Source organism: Natronosalvus halobius (assembly GCF_024138145.1).
GTDB classification, from domain to species: domain Archaea; phylum Halobacteriota; class Halobacteria; order Halobacteriales; family Natrialbaceae; genus Natronosalvus; species Natronosalvus halobius.
On record NZ_CP099997.1, the window covers coordinates 1,663,185 to 1,685,292 of the forward strand.

The following is a 22,108-nucleotide window of genomic DNA, read 5'->3' on the forward strand; positions in this document are numbered from 1 at the left end:
CGGATACGGAAAGTGGTGGCGGCCCCGTCGCGTTCGTTAAAATTCCGGGCGCGAACGCCCCTCGAGTCGGCCGTAGGAGGACACGAGGTCCGCCAGCGGATCGTGATCGGCGACCGTGTGTGGGGCCGTTAGCGGGGAGACACTGATGCGACCCTCGGCGACGGCCCGCCGGTCGGTCCCTTCGGGGTCGGGGATCACGTCGGGGTCCATGTCCTCCCAGACGCGATCGTGGAGGGTGACGCCGGTCTCGTGGCGACTCGCGTCCATCTCGTAGCGTTTCGACGGGCGTGTGAGTTCGAGCGGGGCGAGGTCGACGCTCTCGGTTGCGCCGTCGGGCATCGGCGCGTTGACGTTGAGGTACGCGGCCGTCTCGAAGACGCCGGATTCGAGGCCGCGTTCGGCGAGGTAGCGGGTCGCGTCGGCGGCGAGGGCGTAGTCCTCGGTGGTCGTCTCGACGTCGGTGAACGCGAGGTCGCCGGTGGGGACGTACATCGAGGTGGCGATCGCGGGGACGTCGAAGAATGCGGCCTCGACGGCGGCACTGACGGTACCCGAGCGCCCGAGGACGTACTCGCCGAGGTTGGCGCCCTTGTTACACCCCGACACGACGAGGTCGGGGTCGGTCGGGCAGAGTTCCGAGAGGCCGGCGACGACGCAGTCGGCGGGCGTGCCGTGGACGGCGTAGCCGAGGTCGTGGCCCTCGACGTCGACGTCGTTCGAGAGGGCGCGTCCGATTGCGCTCTGGTCCGTGGCCGGGGCGACCGTCGTCACGGTGCCGATGGCGGTGAGTTCGTCGTACAGCGCCCGGAGGCCGGGGCTGTCGATCCCGTCGTCGTTCGTCAGCAGGATCTCGAGGCTGTCGCCGTCCTGGTCCCGGTCCTGGTCCCGGTCCAGGTCCCGGTCCCGATCTCGGTTGCGCTCGCGCTCGCGCTCGTTCATACCCATCTGTCGGCGCCGTGATCGAAAAGTGCTCCGTTTGGCGAACGTCGAGTCGTCTCGGCTCTCGTCAGCCGGTTTAGCCGGTTCAATCGGTTCAGCCAATACAACCGGTTCAGTCCATTCAGCTGGTTTAGCCGATCCGGTCGACGATCGTCTCCTCGTCGACGACGAGATTGTACGCGCCCTCGTCGTCGTTCCAGAGGACGAGCGCGTTCTCGAACGCGAGCACATCGCCGTACTCGGCCTCGAGCAGGGGCCGATTGAGCGCGGTTTCGTTCGTCACGACGGCGTAGTGGTCGACGACCTCGCTGCCGTCACTGATCTTGAAGATCGGGTTCGGTTTCCGGTCGTCTGCATCGCCCCCTCGGGTCCCGCCGTCTTCTCCACGGGCGTCGCTCAGGGAGTGGCTGAGCTTCGCAGCCGTCAGGTCGATCCGGTTCGTGACGTGGCGTTCCATCTCGGCCATCTTCGCCTGCCCGCTCCCCTCGAGACCGATCGCTATTCGACGGGTTCCGTCCCGTCGGAGAATCGAGTAGGAGAACTGGACGTCGACGTTGACGAACTCGCCGGGGTCCGCGCCCTCGCCCGCCCGGTCGAGCTTTCGCTGGAACGATGGCACCTCGAGATCGGGGTGCACGTCGAACGACCAGCCCCGGTCTTCGGGCGTTTCGCCGCCCCACAGCCGAACAGTCGGGCTGTAGACGGTCACCCCGTCGGCCTCGAGGGTTCGCTCGAGTTCCCGGAGTTCGATGCTGGCGTTCTTGTCGGCGGGCGCCATCGCCACCAGCGAGCCGTCAGGTGCGAGCCACTCGAGCGTCCGTCGAAGGACGGCTTCGGGATCCTCGAGTTCGCTGAGGACGTTACAGGCGAGCACGAGGTCGAACCCGGGATCCGCATCGGAGTCACAGTTATCGTCTAGTGACCCCAGTTCGAACGCCTCGATAGTCGTCCGGTGGACAGTCGTGTGAACGTTTTGCCCCGTCTCCCCGAGCAACGCCTCGAGCACGTCGGCGCCCTCGCCTGGCTCGACCGCGTGGTAGTCCACCAGCGAATCGTCGGGGAGGAACTCGAACAGCCCCAGCGCGGGCCCGCCGACGCCGGCCCCAACATCGAGCACGCGCAACCGCCGCCCGAGCAACCCCCGCTCGGCGAGGTCGTCCAGGACGTACTGGATCGCTGCGTAGTAGCTCGGCAGGTGGTAGATGGCGTAGCCGGCGGCGACGTCCTCGTCGTAGGAGACCGACTGTCGCTCGAGGTACTGGGACTTCGTGCGCCGGATCGTCGACCGGAGGAGCGAACCCGAGGGGCCCTCGTGCCAGTCCACGCCGTAGCGGTCGACTAGGTCTTCCTCGAGACGGGTGACGTACCGCTCGGGCAATCGATGAACGGGATCGGTGGTGGCCGCCGACCGCGGCGGAACCGGTTCGTCGCTCACGGGGGCAAACGTCCCGTCCTCGCGCTCGACGAGACCGAGGTCCAGGGCCTCCTCGCGGAGGATCTGGGCGACGACGGCCGGGTGCGGTTCGCCCTCGACGTAGGAGCTGATCTCCTCGGGATCGATCGGTCGGACCTGGCGCAGGTACTTTGCGTTCGATCGGATGGCGTCGCGCTGGTCGGTCACTCGCAGTCACCTCCGTTCACGCTCTCGACGCCGTCCTGATCTATCGTTTCGCCGTCGTCCTGGACGTCCGTTTCACCGTCGTCGAGGCGTTCCCGAGCACTCCACCGCTCCGTCGCCTCGTCGTACAGCGCCTCGAACGCCTCGTCGTCGGCGTCGGCGATCGCTCGAGCGGCCTCGGCGACGGCGTCAGCGCCGTCGAACGTTCGCTGAATGTCCGCGTACACGTGAGGGCTGCCCCCAGTGACGTAGGTCGCGAGTCGCTCGATGTCGTCGTAAATCGGCGTCTGAAACCCCTCGGGGACGCGTTCCGCCGCGAGGGCGAACGACAGGATCGCAGCGTGAGCCGCCGCCTGGACGGAACCCATCGCCCGGTCGTGTTCCTCGGGCGTGGTCTCGACGAGGCGGTTGCCCGCCGACTCGAGCGCCGACAGGAGCGAGTCGGTGACTGGCCCCTCGCGGGCACGTACCGTCGCAATCGACCCCGGCGCGCGTTCGGGGGCGAACAGCGGGTGGAGACTCGCTCGTTCGAGGTCGTCGGCGTGGGCGGCCATCGCCTCGAGCGGGGTGGCCATCACTCCGGTGACGTCGAGGATGGCGCGTTCGGCCCGCTTCGCGTGTTGCTCGATCGACGCCTCGACGCGACCCATGGGGACGGCCACGCAGACGGCGTCGTAGGTCGTCGCTCCATCCAGGTCGGCAGTGGTTCCGGCCACGGTTTCGGCGGCCCGTTCGGCGGCGTCCTCATCGACGTCGGCGAACGCCACCATCGCGTCGACGGACGGATCGTCGGCTATCGCTTCCCCGAACCACGTTCCCATCGCACCGGCGCCGACGATTAGAACCTCCATTGGGGACCGCTACCCGTCGCCGGCGCAAAAACGGTTCGGTGGGCGTCGGTGGCCCGTCGTTCGCTCGCTCGAGTCGATTCGACGTGCGCTCGACTCGATCCATTTGTTCAGCGCACGCTCGATTCGATCAGTTGGTCCGGCCAGCGTTCGCTCACTCGGTCGGTTCGGCCCGATTCGATTCTCGAGTCGTCCGTCGTCCGACTTCGGTCGCTGTCGCGGTCACTCGTCGTCGGAGACAGTAGATGGCTGTGGGCACTCGCGCCTGCGCTCTCCCTCTCGCTCTCGCTCGTCCTCCGGCGCCGGCGTCCATCGCCGCGGTTCCCCCTGCGGGCGCATCGTGGGGTGATCCTGGAGTTCACGGGCCTCGTTCGCGTCGACCTCGCGCTGGTCGTCTCCACGCCGATGGCCGTACTGGCGGCGCTCGACTGCTCGAGCGCGCCGCGTCGTGTCCCAGTCCTCGAAGAGGCCGTAGTCGGTCATCGTCTCCATGCCGGCGATTGCGGCGGACAGTTTGATGCCCACGAGCGGAATCTCCGCGACGGAGACGATCACGTCGGCGCGCACGACCGCGCCGTCGCGCAGGAGCACGTCGAGGACGTCGACCAGCGCGTCGTCGTCCCGGTCGGGTTTCATCGCTGGGGATCACCCGTCTGGGTTTCCGTCTCGGATTGCGTCCTCGTCTCCGTGCTTCCAGGCTGACCACCGCCCGCGGCAGCGTCCGTCTCCTCCCCGAGCGTGGGCGCGAACGAGTACGGCGGCCACGGGCCGGTGAACCGGACCTCGAGCCCCGGTTTTTCGGCGACGTCGTCGAGTACCGAACCGATCGTCTCCTCCTCGCTCTCCCGGGCGAGGACGGTCAGTCGGCAGAGCCGGGTTCCGTCAGTCGGTTTCCCCGCCCCGCCGGAGCCGCTGGAAGCGCTAGAGAGACTCACCGACGGCTGGCGATCGAGCACCTGTACCTCCCGCGTACACGACTCGAGCGACTGACGCAGGGACTCCCGAATCGACGCTCGTCGGTCACGCCGGAGGTCCCTGATCCGCTGGTCGAACTGCTTCTCCAGGAGGAACGCCCGCCCCTCCGAGGCGGCCTCTCGCTCTTCGGCCAGCGACGCGAGTTCGTCGTCGCGCTCGATCAGCGTCTCCTCGTCGGGCGGATCGGTCTCGACGACCTCGATCCGGTACTCCGCGTGGCCGGCGAGGTCCGCGAGCGCCGACTCGAGCTGGGCCCGCTGGTCCGCGAGCCACCCACGGACGGCGTCGTCGTCGCCCCGAACGATGGTGTCGAACTGGAACGGCAGCGGCGTACCGAACCGCTGGCTCGCCCGGTCGATGACCGTCTGGTGGCGGACAAGCCACCGTTTGACCTGCGCGAGGTCGGCTGAATCGTACAGCGAGTCACAGGCGTGAACGACCGCGGCGAGGGTCGCGTTCCGGTCTCCGTCCCTGTCACTGCCTCCGTCCTTGTCTCTGTCCCTGTCGTCACGCTCAAGCGCGACGACCGACACGGGTTCGTCGTCGATCCCCTCGACGTCCAGGTCGGCCTCGCCGCTCTCGAGCGTGACGACGCAGTAGACGTACCGTCCCTCGGCGAAGTCAGGGGTCGCGTCGGCGTCAGGAACGGGTTCGGCGTCGCGACCTGCCAGGTCGTCGCGGTTCACTTCCCGTTCCTGGGCAGTGGTTTCGCGCTGTTCACGCCCCATCGTCGTCACCTCCGAGGACGGCGTGGCCCGGTTCGACGTTCGTCGGATCGCCCTCGAGTTGCCTGATCGCGTCGCTGACCAGGCCGTCGAGGTCGTTTCGGAGATCGGCGACGCCCTCCTCGATTCCCTCATCGGCTTTGAGTTGCTCGAGTTCGGCCTCGATGGTCGCGAGCTGGCGCCCCAGCCGGTCGATTTCTTCGTCGGTGAGATCGGGAGATTCCATCCGCCGGATCGCCTCCCGCTCGAGCGCTTCGACGAGGAGTTCAACGACGGTGATGACGAGGGTCATCAGTCCCTGGCGCGCGTTGCCGTCCTCGCCGACGTCGATCGTGGTCACGTGGTCTCGCCTCCGTCGGTTTCGGCTTCGACCTCGGCCTTTGCTTCGTCTTCGCTCTCCTCACCGTCGTCAGTGTCCCCCCCACTCGAACCGTCGGTATCGTCGTCCAATTCGTCCTCGTCCGACTTGGTTGCATCCGCCGCACTCGAGTCGTCCGCATCCGAACGCTCCATCTGGTCGTCCTCGCCAGTCACATTCACGCCGTGGACTGGTGCGACGGGTGGGATCAGGCGCCGATCCTCCTCCGCGAGTTCCGGTTCGCCCGCGGCCTCCGCCACGCGGCGCATGTCCGTCCCCTCGGGGAATTCGAGGCCGTACTTCGCGGCCGTCTCGAAGGAGGCGATGGCGGCGCGAAGTTGGATGCCGAGCAACTGGGTATCGCCGATGGAGACGGCGATGTCGGCGTTGATCACGATCCCCTTGTCGAGCAGCATCTCGACGACGTCCGCGAGGTCGGCCTGCTGACGGCTTGGCTGGACTGCGTCCACCATCAGCGCTCACCCCGCTGGCGTTCCCGTTCGATCTCGAATCGTCTGCCGTAGATCCGACGCCGAGCGGGCGCCGTCGACAATTTGACCTGCTGGGGAACCGTCGAGTAGCGGTTGTCACTCCCGAGGTCCGCCCGGCCGACCGGCATGGTCGACGCCGCGGTCGGATTCCGAGACGTGGTTCCTCGGTCCTGGCGGCGCATCCGTTCCCGGTTGAACTCGTAGAGCTTCTCGAACTGCTCGTGAGTCTCGAGTAGCGTCCAGCGGACGCCGTCGATGGCCTCCATCGCAGCCTGCTGGATCGAGACCTGCACGTACTCGGGGTCCTCGAGCACGTCGACGTCGAGGGCCTCCATGGTTTCCTCGGCGCTGACGTCGAGTTCGTCCTCGAGGAGGTCATCATCGTCGTCGCCATCGTCGTCCGTTACCGTCGAAGCCGCCGCGCCGACGGCCGAGTCTTCCTCGCTCACGTCCTCGAGGGTGTCGGTGAGATCGTCACCCTCCCTGAGCACGTCGGTCACGTCGGTCGCGCCCCACGCTTCGAGCAGGTTGAGCGCGTCGAGCAGGGCCGTCACGTCGACCGCATCGTGGATCTCGCCCGACTGCAGCGCATCCGGGATCTCGCCCACTTTGATTGCGTCGAGCAACTCGCCTGGCTCGACGACCTCGGCCAGATCTTCGAGGTCCATCGCCTCGACGAACTCGGCGAGGGCCGTCGTCACGTCCTCGAGCGCGTCGAGGTTCTCCCGCACGTTCTCGAGCGCATCGTCGTCGAGATCGCCCAGCGCGTCGACGTCGGCGAGGTCGCCCTCGAGCGCGGTGAGCGCGGCGCTGCCGGATTCGACGATCGACTCGAGGTCGTCGGCCTCGATGTCGATTTTGTCGCCTATTTCGCTCGTTTCGTTCGTCTCGCCCGTCTCGCCCGTTTCGTTGGTTTCACTCATCGATCTCACCGTCCGCGGGGTCGGGGGAATCCACCCGAGTCACCCGAACCGTGAGGATGCCGTTGTTCACCGACGCGTCGGCCTCCGTTTCCGGCCACGGCAGGCTTACGCGCGACAGCTCGTGGCCGTCGGTGTCGGCCAGGACGAGGTCTTCGTCGTCGAACCCGACACGGACCCGATCTTCCCCGACTGCCGAGACGTCGGCGACGACCTCGAGTTCCGTTCCGTATCGTCGCTTTGCAACGTCGATCGACGGGGTTACGCCGCGTCGAGTGCGCTCGGACGAGCGCTCGTCGTGCAATCCGCGACGCCGATTTCGACTGCCGGCGTCCCCGTCGGGCTCGATCGAGCTAATCGTCAGGTCGACGTCGGCGTCGAACCCGGGACGGATACTATCGTCGCGTCGGCTCGAGTCACCGAAGGGCGCGTTTCCGTACGCGCCACCGAATTCGGTTCTACTCTCGGCTCCCGACTCGAGGAGCCGAAAGAGCCGCGACAGGAGCTTTCCGCCTGGCCTGGCCTCGAACCCGGACTCCGACTGGGGTCGACGGGAGGACGGGGTCGACGGACGACGCTCGTTTCCCTGTTCGTCGGACCGATCCGGTCGCTCGTTCGGCTGGTTGCCGGGTTCGTTGAGTTCGTCGAGTTCGTCGGATTCGCCGGATACGCCGGATTCGCCGAATCGCTCCTCCGTCGCATCCTCTCCCGCGTCGACTTCGTCGTCTCCCGCGGTCGGCTCCTGGTCGGACGGCTGGCTCGAGTCGGACACCGAATCGTCGCCGTCGTTCGGTGGGTCCTCGGACGATTCCTCAGGTGGTTCCTCGGGCGGACTGTCGGGTGAATCTGGGGGATCTGGTGGTTCGTCAGTCATTGGTTCGGACCTCCACGCGTCCGCTCGTGAGTTCCTCGTGGATCTCGCGAGCGAGTTCGAGTTCGGCTTCGATTTCGTCTTTGCGCTCCTCGTACTCGCCTTTCGACCGTTCGCCGAGTTCGTAGAGGAGTCGGTTTTCCTTGCGCTCGTCCTCGAGGGCGTCGATGTCGTACAGTTCGTCGATCGCCATCGTGTGCAACGTGTTGACGAGACCGACGAACGGGCGGACGAGCAGGTCGTCGACGATGATCGCCATCATCGCTCGGCCCCGATCTTGACGTCGACGAAACTGTACGGTGCAAACGGTCCCGAGTACCGGATCATCACGTCCTCGAGGTCGGCCTCGAGTTCGCCGACGGCGGTGTCGAACGCCTCGCGCTCCGATCGGTCGACGAGGTAGGAGCGGTTGAGTACAAGCCGATCGCTGAACTCCCCGCTATCGACGCTGCTCGTGGCCAGTGGCTCGAGTTCGTCGCTCACCCGCTCGACGATCGTCTCGTCGTCGACGGTCGCGTCCTGCTCGCGAACGACCTTCAGGCCGAGTTCGACCCTGTCGTCGATGTCGTGAAGCGTTCGTCGAAACGCGCCACGGCCGCCGCGGAGGACGTTCTTGAGCGCGCGCTCGCTCTCGAAGACCATGCCGAATCGCATCGGAATGATCGTTCGGCCGCCGTTCTCGGTCAACAGCGCGCGGAGCACCGCGTCGTGGCGTTTCGCGTCCTCGTCGGTCTCCTCGGGATCGGTCACGTCGATCGGCGACGCCAGTGCGGCGAGTCGCCCGTGGGATACCGGGTACAACTCGGTCGCCCCGGCGACGCCCGTCCCCTCCACGGGTAGCGTCTCCCGGTCTGAATCGTCGTCCTCCTCGAACTCCTCGGACTCTTCGACTTCCTCGAGCGAGATCACGTCGGCGTCGCTCGAGGCGACGATCCCGTACACGTAGTGGTAACTCGAGTCAGCCACCGTGCCACCTCGCGGATCGTTGCCGGCCCTGGTTCCGGTCTCGGACACGATCCCAGGGACGGTGTCGGTGACCGGTCACTCGCGAACGGTTCCACCGGCCGTCTACGTCTTTGGTCGTCTGTCGTCGCATGTGCATACGTCTCACCCTCCAAATGCAGCGGCGACTGTGGCCGCCGCTCACTCACTGAGAGGTTCGAGCGGGCCGTGCGTTACCATGCTGCTTGCAGATGCAGCCTAGCCTCGCACCGCCGTTCCGCTACACGTCGGGAGGATCAAGCAACGCGAGCAAATCGCGCTTCCGCATCCCTCAACCTCGTCGATGACGCCGGCGTATCGACCGTTCCCGGAATCCTTAATGGACCGTCCGGCAATATGTACGCTCATGTACGACGATGCGGATCTCGAGGCGATCCAGGACGCCGAATCCGAGTGGGAATCGGAGACGCTCGAGCCCGTGGTGGACCGCTTCGGGGAGCGAAAGGACCGGTTCGCGACGGTCTCGAACCTCGAGGTCGACCGACTGTACACCCCCGACGACGTCTCGGACCTGGACTACCTCGAGGATCTGGGCTTTCCCGGCGAGGAGCCCTACACGCGAGGGCCGTACCCGACGATGTACCGCGGCCGGACGTGGACGATGCGTCAGTTCGCCGGGTTCGGGACCGTCGAGGAGACCAACGAGCGCTTTCACTACCTGATCGAACAGGGACAGACTGGTCTGTCGACGGCGTTCGACATGCCGACGCTGATGGGGCTCGACTCGGACGACCCGATGAGCGACGGCGAGGTCGGCAGGGAGGGCGTCGCCGTAGACACGTTGCGGGACATGGAGGTGCTGTTCGACGGCATCGACGTGGACGAGGTCTCGACGAGTTTCACGATCAACCCCTCCGCGCCCGTCATCTACGCGATGTACGTCGCGCTGGCCGACCAGCAGGGCGTGCCCCGCGACCAGGTTCGTGGTACCCTCCAGAACGACATGTTCAAGGAGTTTATCGCCCAGAAGGAGTGGGTCATCCCGCCCGAACCCGCCCTCGACCTGGTGACCGACGTCGTCGAGTTCAGCACCGAGGAGACCCCGAAGTTCCACCCCATCTCGGTCTCGGGCTATCACATCCGCGAGGCCGGTTCGACGGCCGTCCAGGAACTCGCCTTCACCCTCGCGGACGGTTTCGGCTACGTCGAGGACGCGATGGACCGGGGCCTCGAGGTCGACGAGTTCGCGCCACGTCTCTCGTTTTTCTTCAACTGCCACAACTCCTTCTTCGAAGAGATCGCCAAGTTCCGCGCTGCACGGCGAATCTACGCCCACGTGATGGACGAGTGGTACGACGCCGAGCGCGCCGAGTCCAAACGGCTAAAGTTCCACACCCAGACCGCCGGCCAGTCGCTGACCGCTCAGCAGCCGATCAACAACGTCGCTCGCGTCACCGTCCAGGCGCTCGCCGGAGTGCTGGGAGGAACCCAGAGCCTCCACACCAACAGCTTCGACGAGGCGCTCGCCCTGCCCAGCGAGAAAGCCGTTCGCGTTGCCCTTCGAACCCAGCAGATCATCGCCGAGGAGTCCGGCGCCGCGGACATCGTCGACCCGCTCGGCGGCTCCTTCGCGGTCGAAGCCCTGACCAACGAGGTCGAACAGCAGGCAATGGAGTACATCGAACACATCCGCGACCTCGGCGATGGCTCCGTTCGCGACGGTATCCTCCAGGGCATCGACGACGGCTACTTCCTCCGGGAGATCCAGGAGGCCTCCTACGAGTACCAGGAACGCGTCGAGCGCGAGGAGGAGGTCGTCGTCGGCGTCAACACGTTCACCATCGAGGAGGACACCAGCCCCGAAATCCTTCACGTCGACGAGGCCGCCCAGGAAACCCAGCTCGAGCGCCTCGAGCGAACGAAGGCCGAACGCGACGACGCGGCCGTCGAAGCCGCCCTCGATGACCTGAAGGAGGCCATCGAGAGCGACGAGAACACGATGCCCGCCATCGTCGACGCCGTCAAGGCGTACGCGACGATGGGCGAGATCATGCAGGTGTTCGAGGACCACTACGGCGCCTACACCGAACAGATCGGGCTGGCCTGAGCGGGCCTCGAGTCGCCCATCCTGTTCGAGTCGTCCGCCTCCATCAAAATATATTTAGTGTTTTAAAACCGAGCCGAAATAATGTCCGACGACCCCGTCATCTTTCGTCTCAACGTCATCATCGTCCTCCTGGTCGTGATTCTCGTCGTTCTTCTGGGCCCCGTATTCACGGCGCTCGTCTACGTCGTCAGCACGCTGATCGTCCTCGCCGTCACCGGCGTGCTGGGGTGGGCGATGCTCCAGCGCTATCGATAGCCAGGTCAGGCCTCGTACAGCGTCACCTCGAACTCACCGTCCTGGACGTCGACGGTCATCATCGTCGCCTTCTCGGCGGGGTCAGCCCCCGTCACCGAGCCCGGGTTGAGCAGCCGAATTCCCTCGTGAACACGGTCTTCGACCCTGTGGGTGTGGCCACCGATGCCGACGACCCCCTCCCCGTCCCACGCGCGGGTCCGCGCTCGAGCGGTGTCCGCGATGGCGTTCGCCCAGTCCTCGTCGGTCATGACCATCCCGTCGTGGCCGTAGACGGCCGCCTCGACTGGGTTCAGCGTGCCGTGGGTGACGACGAAGGTGACGTCCTCGAGGGTCACGTCCGCCACCGCTGGCAACTCGAGGTTGGCCGGATCGGCGTTGCCGTGGACGGCGGTCAGGTCAGCGGCGAGGTCGCGAATCTCCGCGAGCGCCTCGGGGGTCTCGAAGTCGCCGGCGTGAATCGTGTGGTCCGCGCCGGCGATGCGCTCGCGGAAGTCGTCCGGGATGGCGTCTGCTCGCTCGGGAATGTGCGTATCGGAAATGACGGCGAGTCGCATACCTGTCGTGCGTTGGACGGCCAAAAAATAGTTCTGGTCGCTCGAGTCAGAGGAGACGATTCAGGGGACGCGAAACGTCGGAAACCACTCCCCGTGCTCGGACTCTCCTCCCGCGGGATCCTCCGGTCGGTGGCCGACCAGGGTCACCAGCCGCTCGCCGTCGACATCCCGCTCGGCGTAGTACCGGATCTCGAGCCTCGAGCAGGCCTCGAGGAGTTCGTTCGGCTCGAAGCGGTAGCGGTTTCCGGGGCTTCCGGGGCCACCGCTGTTCGCGTCGTCCAGGTAGTGCTCGTAGACGAGCACCCCACCAGGGGCGAGGGCGTCAAGGATCGCGGGCAGGCGGTCGCGAGCGTCGAAGAAACTGATCGTGACCAGGTCGTAGGCGTTCAGGCGAAACCCGTAGCGATCCACGTCGGCCAGAATCCAGTTGATCCCCAGCCTCCGCTCGAGCGACCGCTCGCGGTCCTGCTCCCGCTCTCGAGCCCGCGAGAGTACGGTGCTCGAGATGTCGATGGCGTCGACCCTCCACCCGCACTCGGCGAGGAATCTGGCGTTTCGCCCGCCGCCGGTGGCGATGTCGAGCGCCCGGCCCGCGGGGATGTCGTCCACGAAAGCCTCGAGAACGGCCGACGGATCGCCGGGCGAGCGGTGTGTTGAGTCCTCGTAGTGGTCGTTCCAGCGTCGTCGTTCCTCGTCGGTCACGACTCGTTCTTCGTGGCGCTCGAGCAAGAAGGTCCGTTCACAATGGACGGCGCCACCTCAGGCGTCGAAATCGCCGATGGTCGGCCGGTCGAGGTCGCCGGGGAACGCGGTAACTGGAACCTGGACTTCGTCGCCCGAGGACATCTCCTTGACCGTGATTTCGTCGTTCTCGAGGTCGCGCTCGCCGACGATAACCGTCGTCTCGGCGTTGATCGAGTCGGCGTACCCCAGCTGGGCGCCGAAGGAGCGCCCGGCGACGTCGCTCTCGACGACGTGCCCCCGGTTTCTGAGGTCGCGAGCGATCCGCGAGGCCTCCGAGCGGGTGTCGCCCACCGAGAGGACGTAGTAATCGGTCGTCACCTCCTCGGCGGGCCAGACGCCGGCGCGTTGCATGAGCAGCGGCAGGGTCGCGTGGCCGGGGGCGACGCCGACCGCGGGCGTCGGCTGACCGCCGAAGGACTCGATCAGGTCGTCGTAGCGCCCGCCGCCGAAGATCGACCGCGAGACGTCCCCCGCGGAGTCGAAGCACTCGAAGACGACACCCGTGTAGTAATCGAGCCCACGAGCCGTCTCGAGCGAGATGGTGCAGTACTCACGGGCGCCGAAGTCCTCGGCCGCCGCGAGCACATCCTGGAGGTTCTCGACAGCCGCCGTGACGCGCTCGGTGTCGGCGAACGCGTCGACTGCCTCGAGGTCGCCCCCGGCGATCAGATCGGCGACGTCCTCGGCCTCCCCTCGCGAGAGCCCGGCGTCGGCGAGCAGTCCGTGGTACTCGGCGCGCTCGAGTTTGTCCGATTTGTCGACGGCCCTGATGGCCGCGTCGACGTCGATATCGTCGCCATAAGTCTCGAAAATCCCGCCAAGGATGTCGCGGTGGGAGACGCGGAACTCGAAGTGCTCGCCCGTGAGCCCGAGGCCGGTGAGCGCGTCGGCAGCCCACGTCAGAATCTCGGCGTCGGCTTCCGGTTCCGAGGAGCCGAAGATGTCGACGTTGGTCTGGTAGAACTCGCGCTGGCGGCCCTGCTGGACCTGCTCGTAGCGCCAGAACGGGCGCGTCGAGAACCACTTGATCGGCTTCGAGAGTTCCTGTTGCTTGGCGACGACCATTCTGGCGACCGTCGGCGTCAGTTCCGGGGTGAGGGTGACGTACCGGCCGCCCTGGTCCTCGAAGGCGTACAGTTCGTCGACGATGTCGTCGCCGCTCTTGTCCGTCCACATTTCGGCGCGCTCGAGCGCCGGCGTCCCGATTTCTCGAAATCCGTACCGACGCGCCGTCTCCTCGAGGGTATCGATCGCCTGGCGGCGAGCGGCCATCTCGCCGGGGTAGAAGTCACGAAAGCCCTTGATGCGGTCGTACATGGAATGTGGTTCACGGACGGAGCACTTCTACTCTTTCGTTCCCGGACGGCTCTCACGACCTGGACCAGGCGAAAAACGGCTCGAAAGGCTCCGACGGTCTACCGACGATTCGGCGTCCACTCCTCGCAGGCGTCCATGTCGTCCATCGTCTCCTCGAAGCGTCCACAGTAGGGCGTCATCCCGTTCGACGTTCGGACGTACTGGAAGTGCCGACAGTTCCCGCAGTAGCGGTCGGTCGGATCGGCGGCCGTCGGCCCGTCGACGATGATGCCGTCCGATTCGGTGGCGTCGGCGGACGGTCCGTCGTCGAGCGGCGATCGAATGTCCTGCGTGGTCGAGCCACCGTCGCTGGCTGCCGAGGTCGGGTTTCCGGAAGTGGATGGTCCGTTCTTCTCTGCAGTCTGCGTTTCGACCTCGCCGTCGGGCGTCCCGCCGAGGAAGCCGATGCCGCCCAGGCCGCCTCTCGAGGACTCGACCTCGACGACCTTCGTCTGGTTTCGGCGGGTGACGTTCATCTCGAGCATGCCGCCGGGATCGTTTCGCGTCTTGAAGTTGACGACGCCGGTGAACAGACACCACATCGCGGTGAAGAGGCCGAAGAGGTAGACGACGGATACCTGGAGCGTGAGGTTCTGGCCGTAGTTTCGCCAGTGGTCCGGGTAGGCGTAGGAGAAGAAGACGACGCCGAGCAGACAGATGCTCGTGCCAATTACGGCGGCAGCCTGTACACGGCGACTCGCCGGAAGGACGGCGAAGACCCCCAGCAGCGCCAGCGGAACGCCGGTACCAGCGAGCACCCCCGCCCACAGCACCGGCCCGTACTGGTCGGCGAACAGGCTCGCAAACGTCGAGGTCGTCGCGACGACGACGGCGACGACCGAGAGCAACGCCCCGACGGCGACGAGTGCCGTTCCGGCGTACAGCCGCCGGTGGCTCGTTCCCGTTCCGGCCCCGTCGTAAACGTCCGTCAGGCTTGTCATGTCCGCCCAATGGGGCTCATTCCACAAAACGATACGTCAGACGTATGTAAAAAATCAGAGAGGATTTCGACGTGAGGGGCGACGCCGACGCGTCGGTTCGCGTAACGACCCGAGGAGCAGTGCCGACGCTCCGGTTCGTGCGACGACCGGCGCTGTCTCGGGCGACACGAGCGACACGAGCGAGCGCTGGTCTGCAGTACCGCCGATGGCAGTCCCCCGGAAACGAAAGCTTGAATCAACGGGCTCGCGAACGCTCGCCTATGAGTGACGAGGAAGACGATTCGACGCCCGCCGTCGAGCTCGGTGAGCACACGCCCGTCGAGGGAGCCCCCCTCGCTCGCGTGACCTCTCGCCTGCACTGGCCCATCCAGAAAAGCGAAATCGACCGGCTCGAGGGCGATAGCGAGATCCGGACGCCCGACGGCCCCCGGACAATTTCGACCGTCCTGGAGGACGTCGACGAGACGTACTTCGAGCGTCACCAGGAGTTCGAGAAACACGTCCGCGACGTCGTCGGAACCGGTCCAGTCGCGACGGCGGACTCGGGCGCATCGGCCGTCGACGAATCGACCTCGAGCGAGTAACGAATCGTGGAACGGGTGGACGAATCGGGCCCTCGCCGCTGGATACGCGAGCACCTCCGCAACCGATCCTGGGTCCAGAAGTCGTTGATCGCGGGTGCGGTTCTCACGATCGTCTGGATGACTAACGTGCCCGGGTCCATCGGTCGACGAGCGATCTTCGACTCGATCGTCCTGATCGGCGGGCCGCTCGCGCTCGGCTACACCCACGGGCGTCACATCGGCTGGCACGTCGACCGCGTCGCGATCCGCAACGCGGTGTTGCTCGCGCTGTTCGTCCTCCCGATTTACCTCATCGGCTCGACGCTCCCCACGATCCGGGCGTACTACCCGATGTGGGAAACGTCGCTCGCGATGGGCGAGTTTCTCCCCCACGCGATCCAACTGTTCGTCCTCGCGCTCGCCGCCGAGACCTACTACCGGGGGCTGCTCTGTGTCGGCGTCAAGGAAATCGGCATCGTGGCCGTGTTCATCAGCCCCGTCGTCTACATGATCCACCACGCCGCGAAGCCACCGATCGAGTTCCTGCTCTCGGGGCCGACGGACGTCCTCTTCGGCGTCGTCGACTACCACTCGAACTCGATTCTCCCCTCGGTCGTCGCCCACGGTGCCGGGCTGGTGCTCCTGGACTGGCTGGTCCTCCGAGAGCCGCTGTTCGACCCCACGGGGCTGCTCGAGGCCCTCGAGTGGCTCCCCATCCCGTTGTAAATCGTCACCGCTCGCCCCGCCGAAGGTGAAGATTTATAGGACTGTCACGTTAGCACTCGCTATGGATATTCGAGCCGGGTTCTTCGTGCTCTCGCTGCTGATCCTCGGCTACATTGCCGCGCTGATGGTTCTTCCCCTCTTTCCGTACGTCATGGCTGCCTGTCTGCTCGCGTTCGTGCTCTACCCCACCCAGCGGCGTTTCGAGGATCGACTCGAAACGACACGGCTCGGGAATCGCTACGGGACGAAACTCGTCGCCCTGGCGTTGACCGTCGTTGCCGTCGTCACCGCCGTCGTGCCGCTGGCGATTTTCTCGGTCGTCCTCTTTCAGACCGTATTCTCGTTTCTCCGCGACCTGGACGGCCGCAACCTGCTCGAGGGTGTTCGAACGACGGCCGAAGACCTCGGCCTCGACCCACAGACGGTAGCCGCCCTCGAGCAACAGGCGCTCACCGGGATCGAAACCGACGTTCTCACCCGCGTCATCAACCTTCTGCTGGACGAATCCGTTCGACTGCTCAACTCGGGAATGGAGATGGGCATCGGACTGGTCATCCTCGTCTTCCTGCTCTATTACTTCCTGGTCGACGGCGACCGGTTCGTTCACTGGGTCGGCGCCATCGCCCCCCTCGACCCCGTCGTCCAGGACGAACTGTTCGAGGAAATTCGGGTCGTCACCTGGGCGGTCATCCGCAGTCACGTCCTGGTGGCGCTCGTCCAGGGTGCCCTCGGCGGCCTTGGACTCTGGCTCGCCGGCATCTCCAACGTCGCCTTCTGGACGCTGATCATGATCGTCGCCGCCTTCCTGCCGGCCATCGGCGTCTGGCTCGTCTGGGGCCCGGCCGCCGCCTATCTCCTCGCCAGTGGCGAAACCGGTGCCGGACTCCTCCTGCTCGCCTACGGCGCCGCGGTCCTCTCGGTCGTCGACAACTACCTGCGTGCCATCTTCGTCGACCGCCAGTCGGGCGTCCACCCGGCGGTCGTCCTGGTTGGCGTCATCGGGGGCCTCTACCTGCTCGGGATCATGGGGCTGTTCCTCGGACCGGTCCTCCTCGCAGTGTTCAAGGCCGGCCTCAACGTCTTCGGGGAGGCTTACGGGAACCTCGAGCCGCGACCCACGCTCGCGGAGGAACCCGCTCCGGGCCCGACGACGCTCGAGATGTCCGCCGCGAAAGCTGCTGGCGATGAGACGGCGGGCGAGTCGGATTGAAACCCACCTTTTACACCCGCCTTTTTCCCGCTCGGGTTCGCTTCGCTCACCCTCGCGGCAAAAATCTGTCTGGCGAGCGCGAGCGCTCGCTGGCCGTTGGCTCGCCGTGCTCGCCAGGAGACCCAAAAAAAGGCCGCTCGTTCGTTACACTCGCTCGCAGTACAATTCCCTGGGACTCAAGGATCACACACAGAGACTACACGACAACGACTACTCGAGCCTCGCCTCACTCACTCGAATCCGTCCACGGGTCCCTTCCCACTCGGTCTCGTACTCGAGGTCCAGTCGCCGATCCATGTGTGGTCCGTCGACGACCAGGGTCTCGAACTCGCCACCTTCGCCGAGAATGTGGACGCCGTACTCCTCGTTGAGTGCCTCGAGTTCCTCCAGCGCGTCGTAATCGAGCGTCCGACCCAACCACGATTCGTCGAGTCCCGCTGCCGCCACCTGGACGATCACGATCTCGAATCCGGCCTCGAGCATCGATTCGGCCAGTTCCCGGGGATCCTCTCGCCAGAGCGGTGCGAACAGGTCACACTCGAGTCGCTCACACATCGCTTCGATGCGACTGGTCTGGAACTCGCTCTCGACGGCGCCTGCGGTGACCCCGGCAAGCCCGCCATCCCCCTCGAGGTCGTCCGCGAGGTCGGCGAGCGCCGCCTCGAGTGGCTCGAGTTCGTCGTCACCCTGTGTGCTCGAGTCCGCCGCCGACTCGGCGTCGAACGAGTCGGGTTCGACGTCGATCAGCGGAATCCCGATACTTTCGGCGACCAGTGCCGTCAGGCGCGTCTCGGGGACGTGGTACATGTAGGAGTCGCCGACCGGATGGACCGTCAGGAGCCACTCGACGGGTAGCCCGCGCTCGAGTGCCCGATACACCGCCCATGCGGAGTCCTTGCCGCCCGAAAAGAGGCCGACCCAGGCGCCCGTGCCCGTCGAACCGTCGGCATCGTCCGGTGTCATACTCGATGGTTCGACTCGAGAGTCATAGGGGTGGCGAGTCGGGTTACTCGGGGCCACGCTGGCTATCGGTGTTCGTGTCGGTCCCGGTGTCGGTGTCTGTGCTGGTGTCCACGTCGTCATCGGTTCCAGTATCGACGTAGACGTTAGCACCGGTTTCGTCCTCCCCCTCCGCGTTCGGCCCCAGGTCGGCCGAATCGTCGCTATCGCTCCCCGCCTCCGCTCCGTCTCGAGGCCGTGGGGGTTTCGACCCACCGTCGGTCAACTCCGCATCCGCCAGTCGCGACGGTTCTTCTTCAGCCGCAGGCTCGTCACCGTCGGCGTACTCCTTTCCAGCGGCGGAGTCGGCAATACGCGAGACGGTAAAGACGCCGACGAGGCTGAGCAGAATAGCCAGGCCAACGAAGAGCGCCAGCCGCTGACCCGGCGTGAGCGCGAAACTGCCGATTCCCTGTTGGTTGATCCGGATCGAGGGGATGACCAGCGGATCGGTCCATCCCTGTTGCTCGAGGAAGAAGCCGCTGAACCCGCGGACGACCAGTCCAACGGAGACGACGAGAGACGGCAGGTGAAGGTACGAACTGCGAAGGGGACCATCGTCGATCAGTTCGTCGAACAGCCGACCCAGGCTGGCGGTGAGCCCCGCGGCGGCCAACCAGGGCACGCTGTCGAAGACGAAGCGCATCGTCGGCACGAGCACCCCCTGCGTGTCCTCGAGGGTCGAGACGCCGAGCGCGCCGACGAAGAGGCCTACGAGGGTCAACCCGATGGCGACGACGTAGGTGACGACCGAAACCTGTCCGGAGTACAGCGACTCCCGGAGTCGTTTCGCCGTCCTGGTCAGCCGTTCGTCGATACTGAATCCCTTGTACAGCAGGAACAGTCCGATGACGGCCGTGATCGTGGCTGCGCCGACCGCCGGTGTAAACGCGCTGGCGAGAATCGGGAAGACGAGGAGGGTCAATCCGAGGGGAACCAGGATCGTCTGGCGAAGCTCCTCGTCGGCCAGGAACTGCTTGAGCAGGTAGTACGTCGACTCGATGTCCCTGGCCTGTCGAACGACCACCCGGTCGACGGCGTCGACCTGGAGACGGCTCTCGACGATGGGGACGAGTCGCTCGTCCTCCGCGCTGTCGATGACGACGACCGCGGAGTCCGGTTCGTACTCGGCCATCAGGTCGTCCAGCTGGCGGGCGACTGCCCGGTCGGCCGAGACCATCGACTCGCGGTCCCCTGAAACCACCGCGACGACCGTCTCCTCGTCGTCGTCACGGAGGCTCTGGGCGACCCGCAGGGACTCGAGCAACGTGTTCACTCCCGAGTCTTCCGGGTCGGCGAGGCCGACGTCGGTCACCAGCGCGCGGACGGCTTCCCACCCCACGATTGGCGTCCGAAGGCCGGTCCGTCGACCGACGTCGTCGGTTCGGTCGAGACAGACCACCAGCGTTGTCACGGTTTCTGTTGCATTCTCTGCGACGATAAAACCACTCACTCGTTTGGCGGGCCGGACCGGTCGTCGCGTCGTATATCGATCGATACTGGTTCGTCCCCGACTGCCAATCCCCTCGAACATGCTCTGTTCTCTGATCATCCGGCTGTTGAGTGTCCGTGATTCTCCATCAGAACCACTCCGCCGATACGGTCGAAGCGATGTCTCTTGTGCTCGATTCTGATCGCCTCAACCCTGGATATCGGTTGAGGATAGTATCGCGATAATTTCGGGAGGGGGCTCCGATAGTCCTGCACGTCAGCCAAAAAGAAGTTACCGCCTTTCTGCTTGCTTTCCAGTCAGTCTGGACCGGAGCCACAAAACGAGTTCAGTTACGACGATGCTGATCGTCACGACCGCCCCGAAGAATAACGCGATTTCACTGTCGAGTACGATGAACGTCACAACGACTCCAGCGGCCACAGCGACCCCAGCTGCCTTATCTCTCCTCGAGGGTCTACGTTGTAACGTTGTCACGATTGTCCCGGAGAGCGCGCCGAGTGCACCTGGTATCGGAGCGATGGCTCCTCCGGAAACTATCCATCCGCAACTCGCGAGAAGTGCTGCAATAGCCGCACCCGCAGTAAGTACTTGTTTCATATCGATAGGAACATCATGCTCTTGGTGAATTAGGGTAAATTGAATTCTTGTATATGTGTGTGAGGAATGCGTTTCAGGCTTGGAATGTTCCCCACGTTGTCGGTCATACCATCAGTTACGCCATGACAGATATTCGAGTAACCAGTGAACCCACGATGACAGTCCCATGCACCCCACGTCATCCGCGTCCCAGACAGGGTTATGTGGTCTAGGATAAGAACGGCGATTGCGTGACAACCAACAGCACCGACTACGGCTCCTACCGGACCACCGAACTTGAAACCGACGAGCGCACAGATTGCCGCTTCTAATCCACCAGCGGTTAACTCCTCTATGGTTTCGCCAAATTCAATTGCCAGGTATACCTCTTGATGGAGTTGGTAGCGAATGTTACTACAATTGCCGACCCATTCGTGACCACCGTCACTTTGTGTGATAATCTTATCGTGACCCTCTGGAGTGATTTCATCTCCGTTGACACCCAGTTTTTGCGGAGTCATCGTATCAAACGTATCTGCGGGCACTGTGTCCATGTAAACAGCCCCTGTCTCTTTCTCAATTGTCACGATATAGACGTTGCTGTCGTGTTTGTGCGCAGTAACGAGATATGTATCCGTTTCTCGAATAATTTCTCCGTCACGGTTTTCGGCGGACGTAGTCTCGCTCGCTGCTACTGCGTAGGGTAATGTACCGAGTGTTCCGACACCAACACCTGCTTTTCTAAGCACCTTTTTTCTCTTGATATCATTAAACATCATATAGAACTAATAACTAATAGATTAAAAATCCGTTCATTATGAGTTCTCAACCACTCTGTGACAATTCGTAACAAATAGTGTGGCTAGAGTCGCTAGCAGGGAGAATTCCACAACGAGAATGGAGAAATCGCTCGAGGGACGGTAAGTCAATACTAACCTCGAGGAAGAAATTCAGCGATGAGTTGAGATAGATCAGAGAAGAACGTCGGACTTAGAGCAGACCGGTCTTCTGGAGCTTCATCAGGTCCTCGGTGTCGAGCGTCTCGCCCTCCTTGAACTTCTGATAGATTTCCTCGGCTTCCTCTTTGGCTTCCTCCTTCTTCTTGTCGCGAGCGGACTGGCGCTGTTTCTCCTCTTTCTTGTCCATCTCGCGCAGGCGCTTCTGGACGCGGACGAAGTCCTCGTGGTGGCGGTCGGCAGCCTCCTGGGCCTCGACGAAGGACTCGTGCATCTCGTCGGCCTCGTCGCGGATGTCGTCGGCCTCGCGGTAGGCTTCGATCATCTGGTTGTGGTGCTCCTGGGCCTTGTCAGCCAGCTCGGTCACCTTCTGGTGGTGCTGGGAGGCCTCGGAACGGACCTCTTCGGCTTCCTCGACGAGTTCCTCGAGGCCGTCGTTGTCATCGAGTTTGCCCTTGCGCTCGGCGTACTCCTCGCGCTTTCCCTCGATCTTCTCTATGAGTTCGCGCTCCTCTTCGGTCGAGAGCACCTCGGTCTGCTGTTTGAACTCGAGCTGTTCGATCTCGGACTCGAGCTGCTCGAGGTCCTTGCCCTCGTCGAGTTCCATGTCGGACTTGAGCGTCTCAACTTTGTCGAAGAGCTTGTTGGCCTCGGCGTTGAGTTCGTTGCGTTTCTCCTTGTGCTCCTGGACCTGCTCGTTGAGTTCGTCGCGCTTCTCGCGGTGTTCCTGGGCCTCGTCGACCTTCTCGCGAGTCTTCGCGTTGAGGTCGTCACGCTTTCCGGCGCGCTCAGAGGCCATCTGGTTCAGGTCGTTTCGTCGGTCCCGGAGCTGGCCGGCCTTTTTAATGAGCTGTCCTTTGGAGTCGTTCTCGAGATTTTCGTCAGTAAGGTCGATGTTTTTCGATTCGTCTACCATGTGTAGTTACCTTCGGTGCCATACCCGCACCGGCCGGCGCAATCGCTCGTGACTCGCGAAAACCC

At 64.6% G+C, this 22,108-nt stretch carries 25 protein-coding genes; 5 read left to right on the top strand and 20 right to left on the bottom strand.

Annotation, left to right across the window (positions count from 1 at the left end):
* Window positions 1-36: 36 nt before the first annotated feature.
* The 11 genes from surE to NGM15_RS08210 form a co-directional block, all read right to left on the bottom strand.
* Entirely contained in the window at window positions 37-939 is a 903-nt protein-coding gene (surE, locus tag NGM15_RS08160; protein ID WP_253437678.1) for a 5'/3'-nucleotidase SurE, read from the bottom strand.
* Between the two features lie 130 nt (window positions 940-1,069).
* Window positions 1,070-2,560 (bottom strand): small ribosomal subunit Rsm22 family protein, encoded by a 1,491-nt coding sequence (locus NGM15_RS08165; protein ID WP_253437680.1) that lies wholly within the window; start codon window positions 2,558-2,560, stop codon window positions 1,070-1,072.
* Window positions 2,557-3,408, bottom strand: coding sequence for a prephenate dehydrogenase (locus tag NGM15_RS08170; RefSeq protein WP_253437683.1), 852 nt, complete (start codon window positions 3,406-3,408; stop codon window positions 2,557-2,559). Before NGM15_RS08170 ends, NGM15_RS08165 begins: the two co-directional genes overlap by 4 nt.
* A 219-nt stretch (window positions 3,409-3,627) precedes the next feature.
* Window positions 3,628-4,041 (bottom strand): gas vesicle protein GvpM, encoded by a 414-nt coding sequence (gvpM, locus tag NGM15_RS08175; protein WP_253437686.1) that lies wholly within the window; start codon window positions 4,039-4,041, stop codon window positions 3,628-3,630.
* Window positions 4,038-5,108 carry a gas vesicle protein GvpL gene (gvpL, locus tag NGM15_RS08180; RefSeq protein WP_253437689.1) on the bottom strand — a complete coding sequence of 357 codons (1,071 nt, stop codon included), beginning with the start codon at window positions 5,106-5,108 and terminating at the stop codon, window positions 4,038-4,040. The genes gvpM and gvpL overlap by 4 nt, the downstream gene beginning before the upstream one ends.
* Window positions 5,098-5,445 (bottom strand): gas vesicle protein K, encoded by a 348-nt coding sequence (locus tag NGM15_RS08185; protein WP_305882007.1) that lies wholly within the window; start codon window positions 5,443-5,445, stop codon window positions 5,098-5,100. Before NGM15_RS08185 ends, gvpL begins: the two co-directional genes overlap by 11 nt.
* Window positions 5,442-5,936 carry a gas vesicle protein GvpJ gene (gvpJ, locus tag NGM15_RS08190; protein WP_253437692.1) on the bottom strand — a complete coding sequence of 165 codons (495 nt, stop codon included), beginning with the start codon at window positions 5,934-5,936 and terminating at the stop codon, window positions 5,442-5,444. The genes NGM15_RS08185 and gvpJ overlap by 4 nt, the downstream gene beginning before the upstream one ends.
* Entirely contained in the window at window positions 5,936-6,877 is a 942-nt protein-coding gene (locus NGM15_RS08195; RefSeq protein WP_253437695.1) for a hypothetical protein, read from the bottom strand. The genes gvpJ and NGM15_RS08195 overlap by 1 nt, the downstream gene beginning before the upstream one ends.
* A complete protein-coding gene (locus NGM15_RS08200; protein WP_253437697.1) occupies window positions 6,870-7,748 on the bottom strand; it encodes a gas vesicle protein GvpH in 879 nt (292 codons plus the stop codon). The genes NGM15_RS08195 and NGM15_RS08200 overlap by 8 nt, the downstream gene beginning before the upstream one ends.
* Window positions 7,741-8,004 (bottom strand): gas vesicle protein GvpF, encoded by a 264-nt coding sequence (gvpF, locus tag NGM15_RS08205; RefSeq protein ID WP_253437981.1) that lies wholly within the window; start codon window positions 8,002-8,004, stop codon window positions 7,741-7,743. Before gvpF ends, NGM15_RS08200 begins: the two co-directional genes overlap by 8 nt.
* On the bottom strand, window positions 8,004-8,711 hold the full coding sequence (locus NGM15_RS08210) for a GvpL/GvpF family gas vesicle protein (protein WP_253437700.1): 708 nt from the start codon (window positions 8,709-8,711) through the stop codon (window positions 8,004-8,006). Before NGM15_RS08210 ends, gvpF begins: the two co-directional genes overlap by 1 nt.
* A gap of 382 nt (window positions 8,712-9,093) precedes the next feature.
* Between NGM15_RS08210 and NGM15_RS08215 the strand changes: the two genes are divergently transcribed.
* Together NGM15_RS08215 and NGM15_RS08220 are read left to right on the top strand one after the other, a co-directional pair.
* A complete protein-coding gene (locus NGM15_RS08215) occupies window positions 9,094-10,794 on the top strand; it encodes a methylmalonyl-CoA mutase family protein (RefSeq protein WP_253437703.1) in 1,701 nt (566 codons plus the stop codon).
* 81 nt (window positions 10,795-10,875) lie between these two features.
* Complete coding sequence (locus tag NGM15_RS08220; protein WP_253437706.1) at window positions 10,876-11,049, top strand: hypothetical protein; 174 nt, start codon at window positions 10,876-10,878, stop codon at window positions 11,047-11,049.
* 5 nt (window positions 11,050-11,054) lie between these two features.
* On the opposite strand, the gene NGM15_RS08225 is transcribed toward NGM15_RS08220, so the two are convergent.
* The 4 genes from NGM15_RS08225 to NGM15_RS08240 form a co-directional block, all read right to left on the bottom strand.
* On the bottom strand, window positions 11,055-11,603 hold the full coding sequence (locus tag NGM15_RS08225; protein ID WP_253437709.1) for a metallophosphoesterase family protein: 549 nt from the start codon (window positions 11,601-11,603) through the stop codon (window positions 11,055-11,057).
* A 60-nt stretch (window positions 11,604-11,663) separates the two neighbouring features.
* The gene (locus tag NGM15_RS08230; protein WP_253437712.1) at window positions 11,664-12,305 is read right to left on the bottom strand and encodes a class I SAM-dependent methyltransferase; all 642 of its coding nucleotides are present in this window, start codon (window positions 12,303-12,305) and stop codon (window positions 11,664-11,666) included.
* 57 nt (window positions 12,306-12,362) lie between these two features.
* The gene (gene hisS, locus NGM15_RS08235; RefSeq protein WP_253437715.1) at window positions 12,363-13,664 is read right to left on the bottom strand and encodes a histidine--tRNA ligase; all 1,302 of its coding nucleotides are present in this window, start codon (window positions 13,662-13,664) and stop codon (window positions 12,363-12,365) included.
* Between the two features lie 98 nt (window positions 13,665-13,762).
* Window positions 13,763-14,644 carry a cell division protein CdpA domain-containing protein gene (locus tag NGM15_RS08240; protein ID WP_253437717.1) on the bottom strand — a complete coding sequence of 294 codons (882 nt, stop codon included), beginning with the start codon at window positions 14,642-14,644 and terminating at the stop codon, window positions 13,763-13,765.
* A 260-nt stretch (window positions 14,645-14,904) separates the two neighbouring features.
* Between NGM15_RS08240 and NGM15_RS08245 the strand changes: the two genes are divergently transcribed.
* From NGM15_RS08245 to NGM15_RS08255, 3 genes are all read left to right on the top strand, one after another.
* A complete protein-coding gene (locus tag NGM15_RS08245) occupies window positions 14,905-15,228 on the top strand; it encodes a DUF5789 family protein (protein ID WP_253437720.1) in 324 nt (107 codons plus the stop codon).
* A 6-nt stretch (window positions 15,229-15,234) separates the two neighbouring features.
* Window positions 15,235-15,933, top strand: a complete 699-nt coding sequence (locus tag NGM15_RS08250; RefSeq protein WP_253437723.1) for a CPBP family glutamic-type intramembrane protease — start codon at window positions 15,235-15,237, stop codon at window positions 15,931-15,933.
* Between the two features lie 61 nt (window positions 15,934-15,994).
* Complete coding sequence (locus NGM15_RS08255; RefSeq protein ID WP_253437726.1) at window positions 15,995-17,143, top strand: AI-2E family transporter; 1,149 nt, start codon at window positions 15,995-15,997, stop codon at window positions 17,141-17,143.
* Window positions 17,144-17,353: 210 nt separating this feature from the next.
* Here the strand turns inward: NGM15_RS08255 and NGM15_RS08260 are convergent, their stop codons facing one another.
* From NGM15_RS08260 to NGM15_RS08280, 5 genes are all read right to left on the bottom strand, one after another.
* Window positions 17,354-18,106: a diphthine--ammonia ligase gene (locus NGM15_RS08260; protein ID WP_253437729.1), complete on the bottom strand. Its 753-nt coding sequence runs from the start codon at window positions 18,104-18,106 to the stop codon at window positions 17,354-17,356.
* Window positions 18,107-18,149: 43 nt separating this feature from the next.
* Window positions 18,150-19,556: a DUF373 family protein gene (locus tag NGM15_RS08265; RefSeq protein ID WP_253437732.1), complete on the bottom strand. Its 1,407-nt coding sequence runs from the start codon at window positions 19,554-19,556 to the stop codon at window positions 18,150-18,152.
* Between the two features lie 309 nt (window positions 19,557-19,865).
* Window positions 19,866-20,192 carry a hypothetical protein gene (locus tag NGM15_RS08270; protein ID WP_253437734.1) on the bottom strand — a complete coding sequence of 109 codons (327 nt, stop codon included), beginning with the start codon at window positions 20,190-20,192 and terminating at the stop codon, window positions 19,866-19,868.
* 29 nt (window positions 20,193-20,221) lie between these two features.
* Complete coding sequence (locus NGM15_RS08275; protein WP_253437737.1) at window positions 20,222-20,950, bottom strand: hypothetical protein; 729 nt, start codon at window positions 20,948-20,950, stop codon at window positions 20,222-20,224.
* A 211-nt stretch (window positions 20,951-21,161) separates the two neighbouring features.
* Entirely contained in the window at window positions 21,162-22,043 is an 882-nt protein-coding gene (locus NGM15_RS08280; RefSeq protein WP_253437740.1) for a coiled-coil protein, read from the bottom strand.
* Window positions 22,044-22,108: the final 65 nt, after the last annotated feature.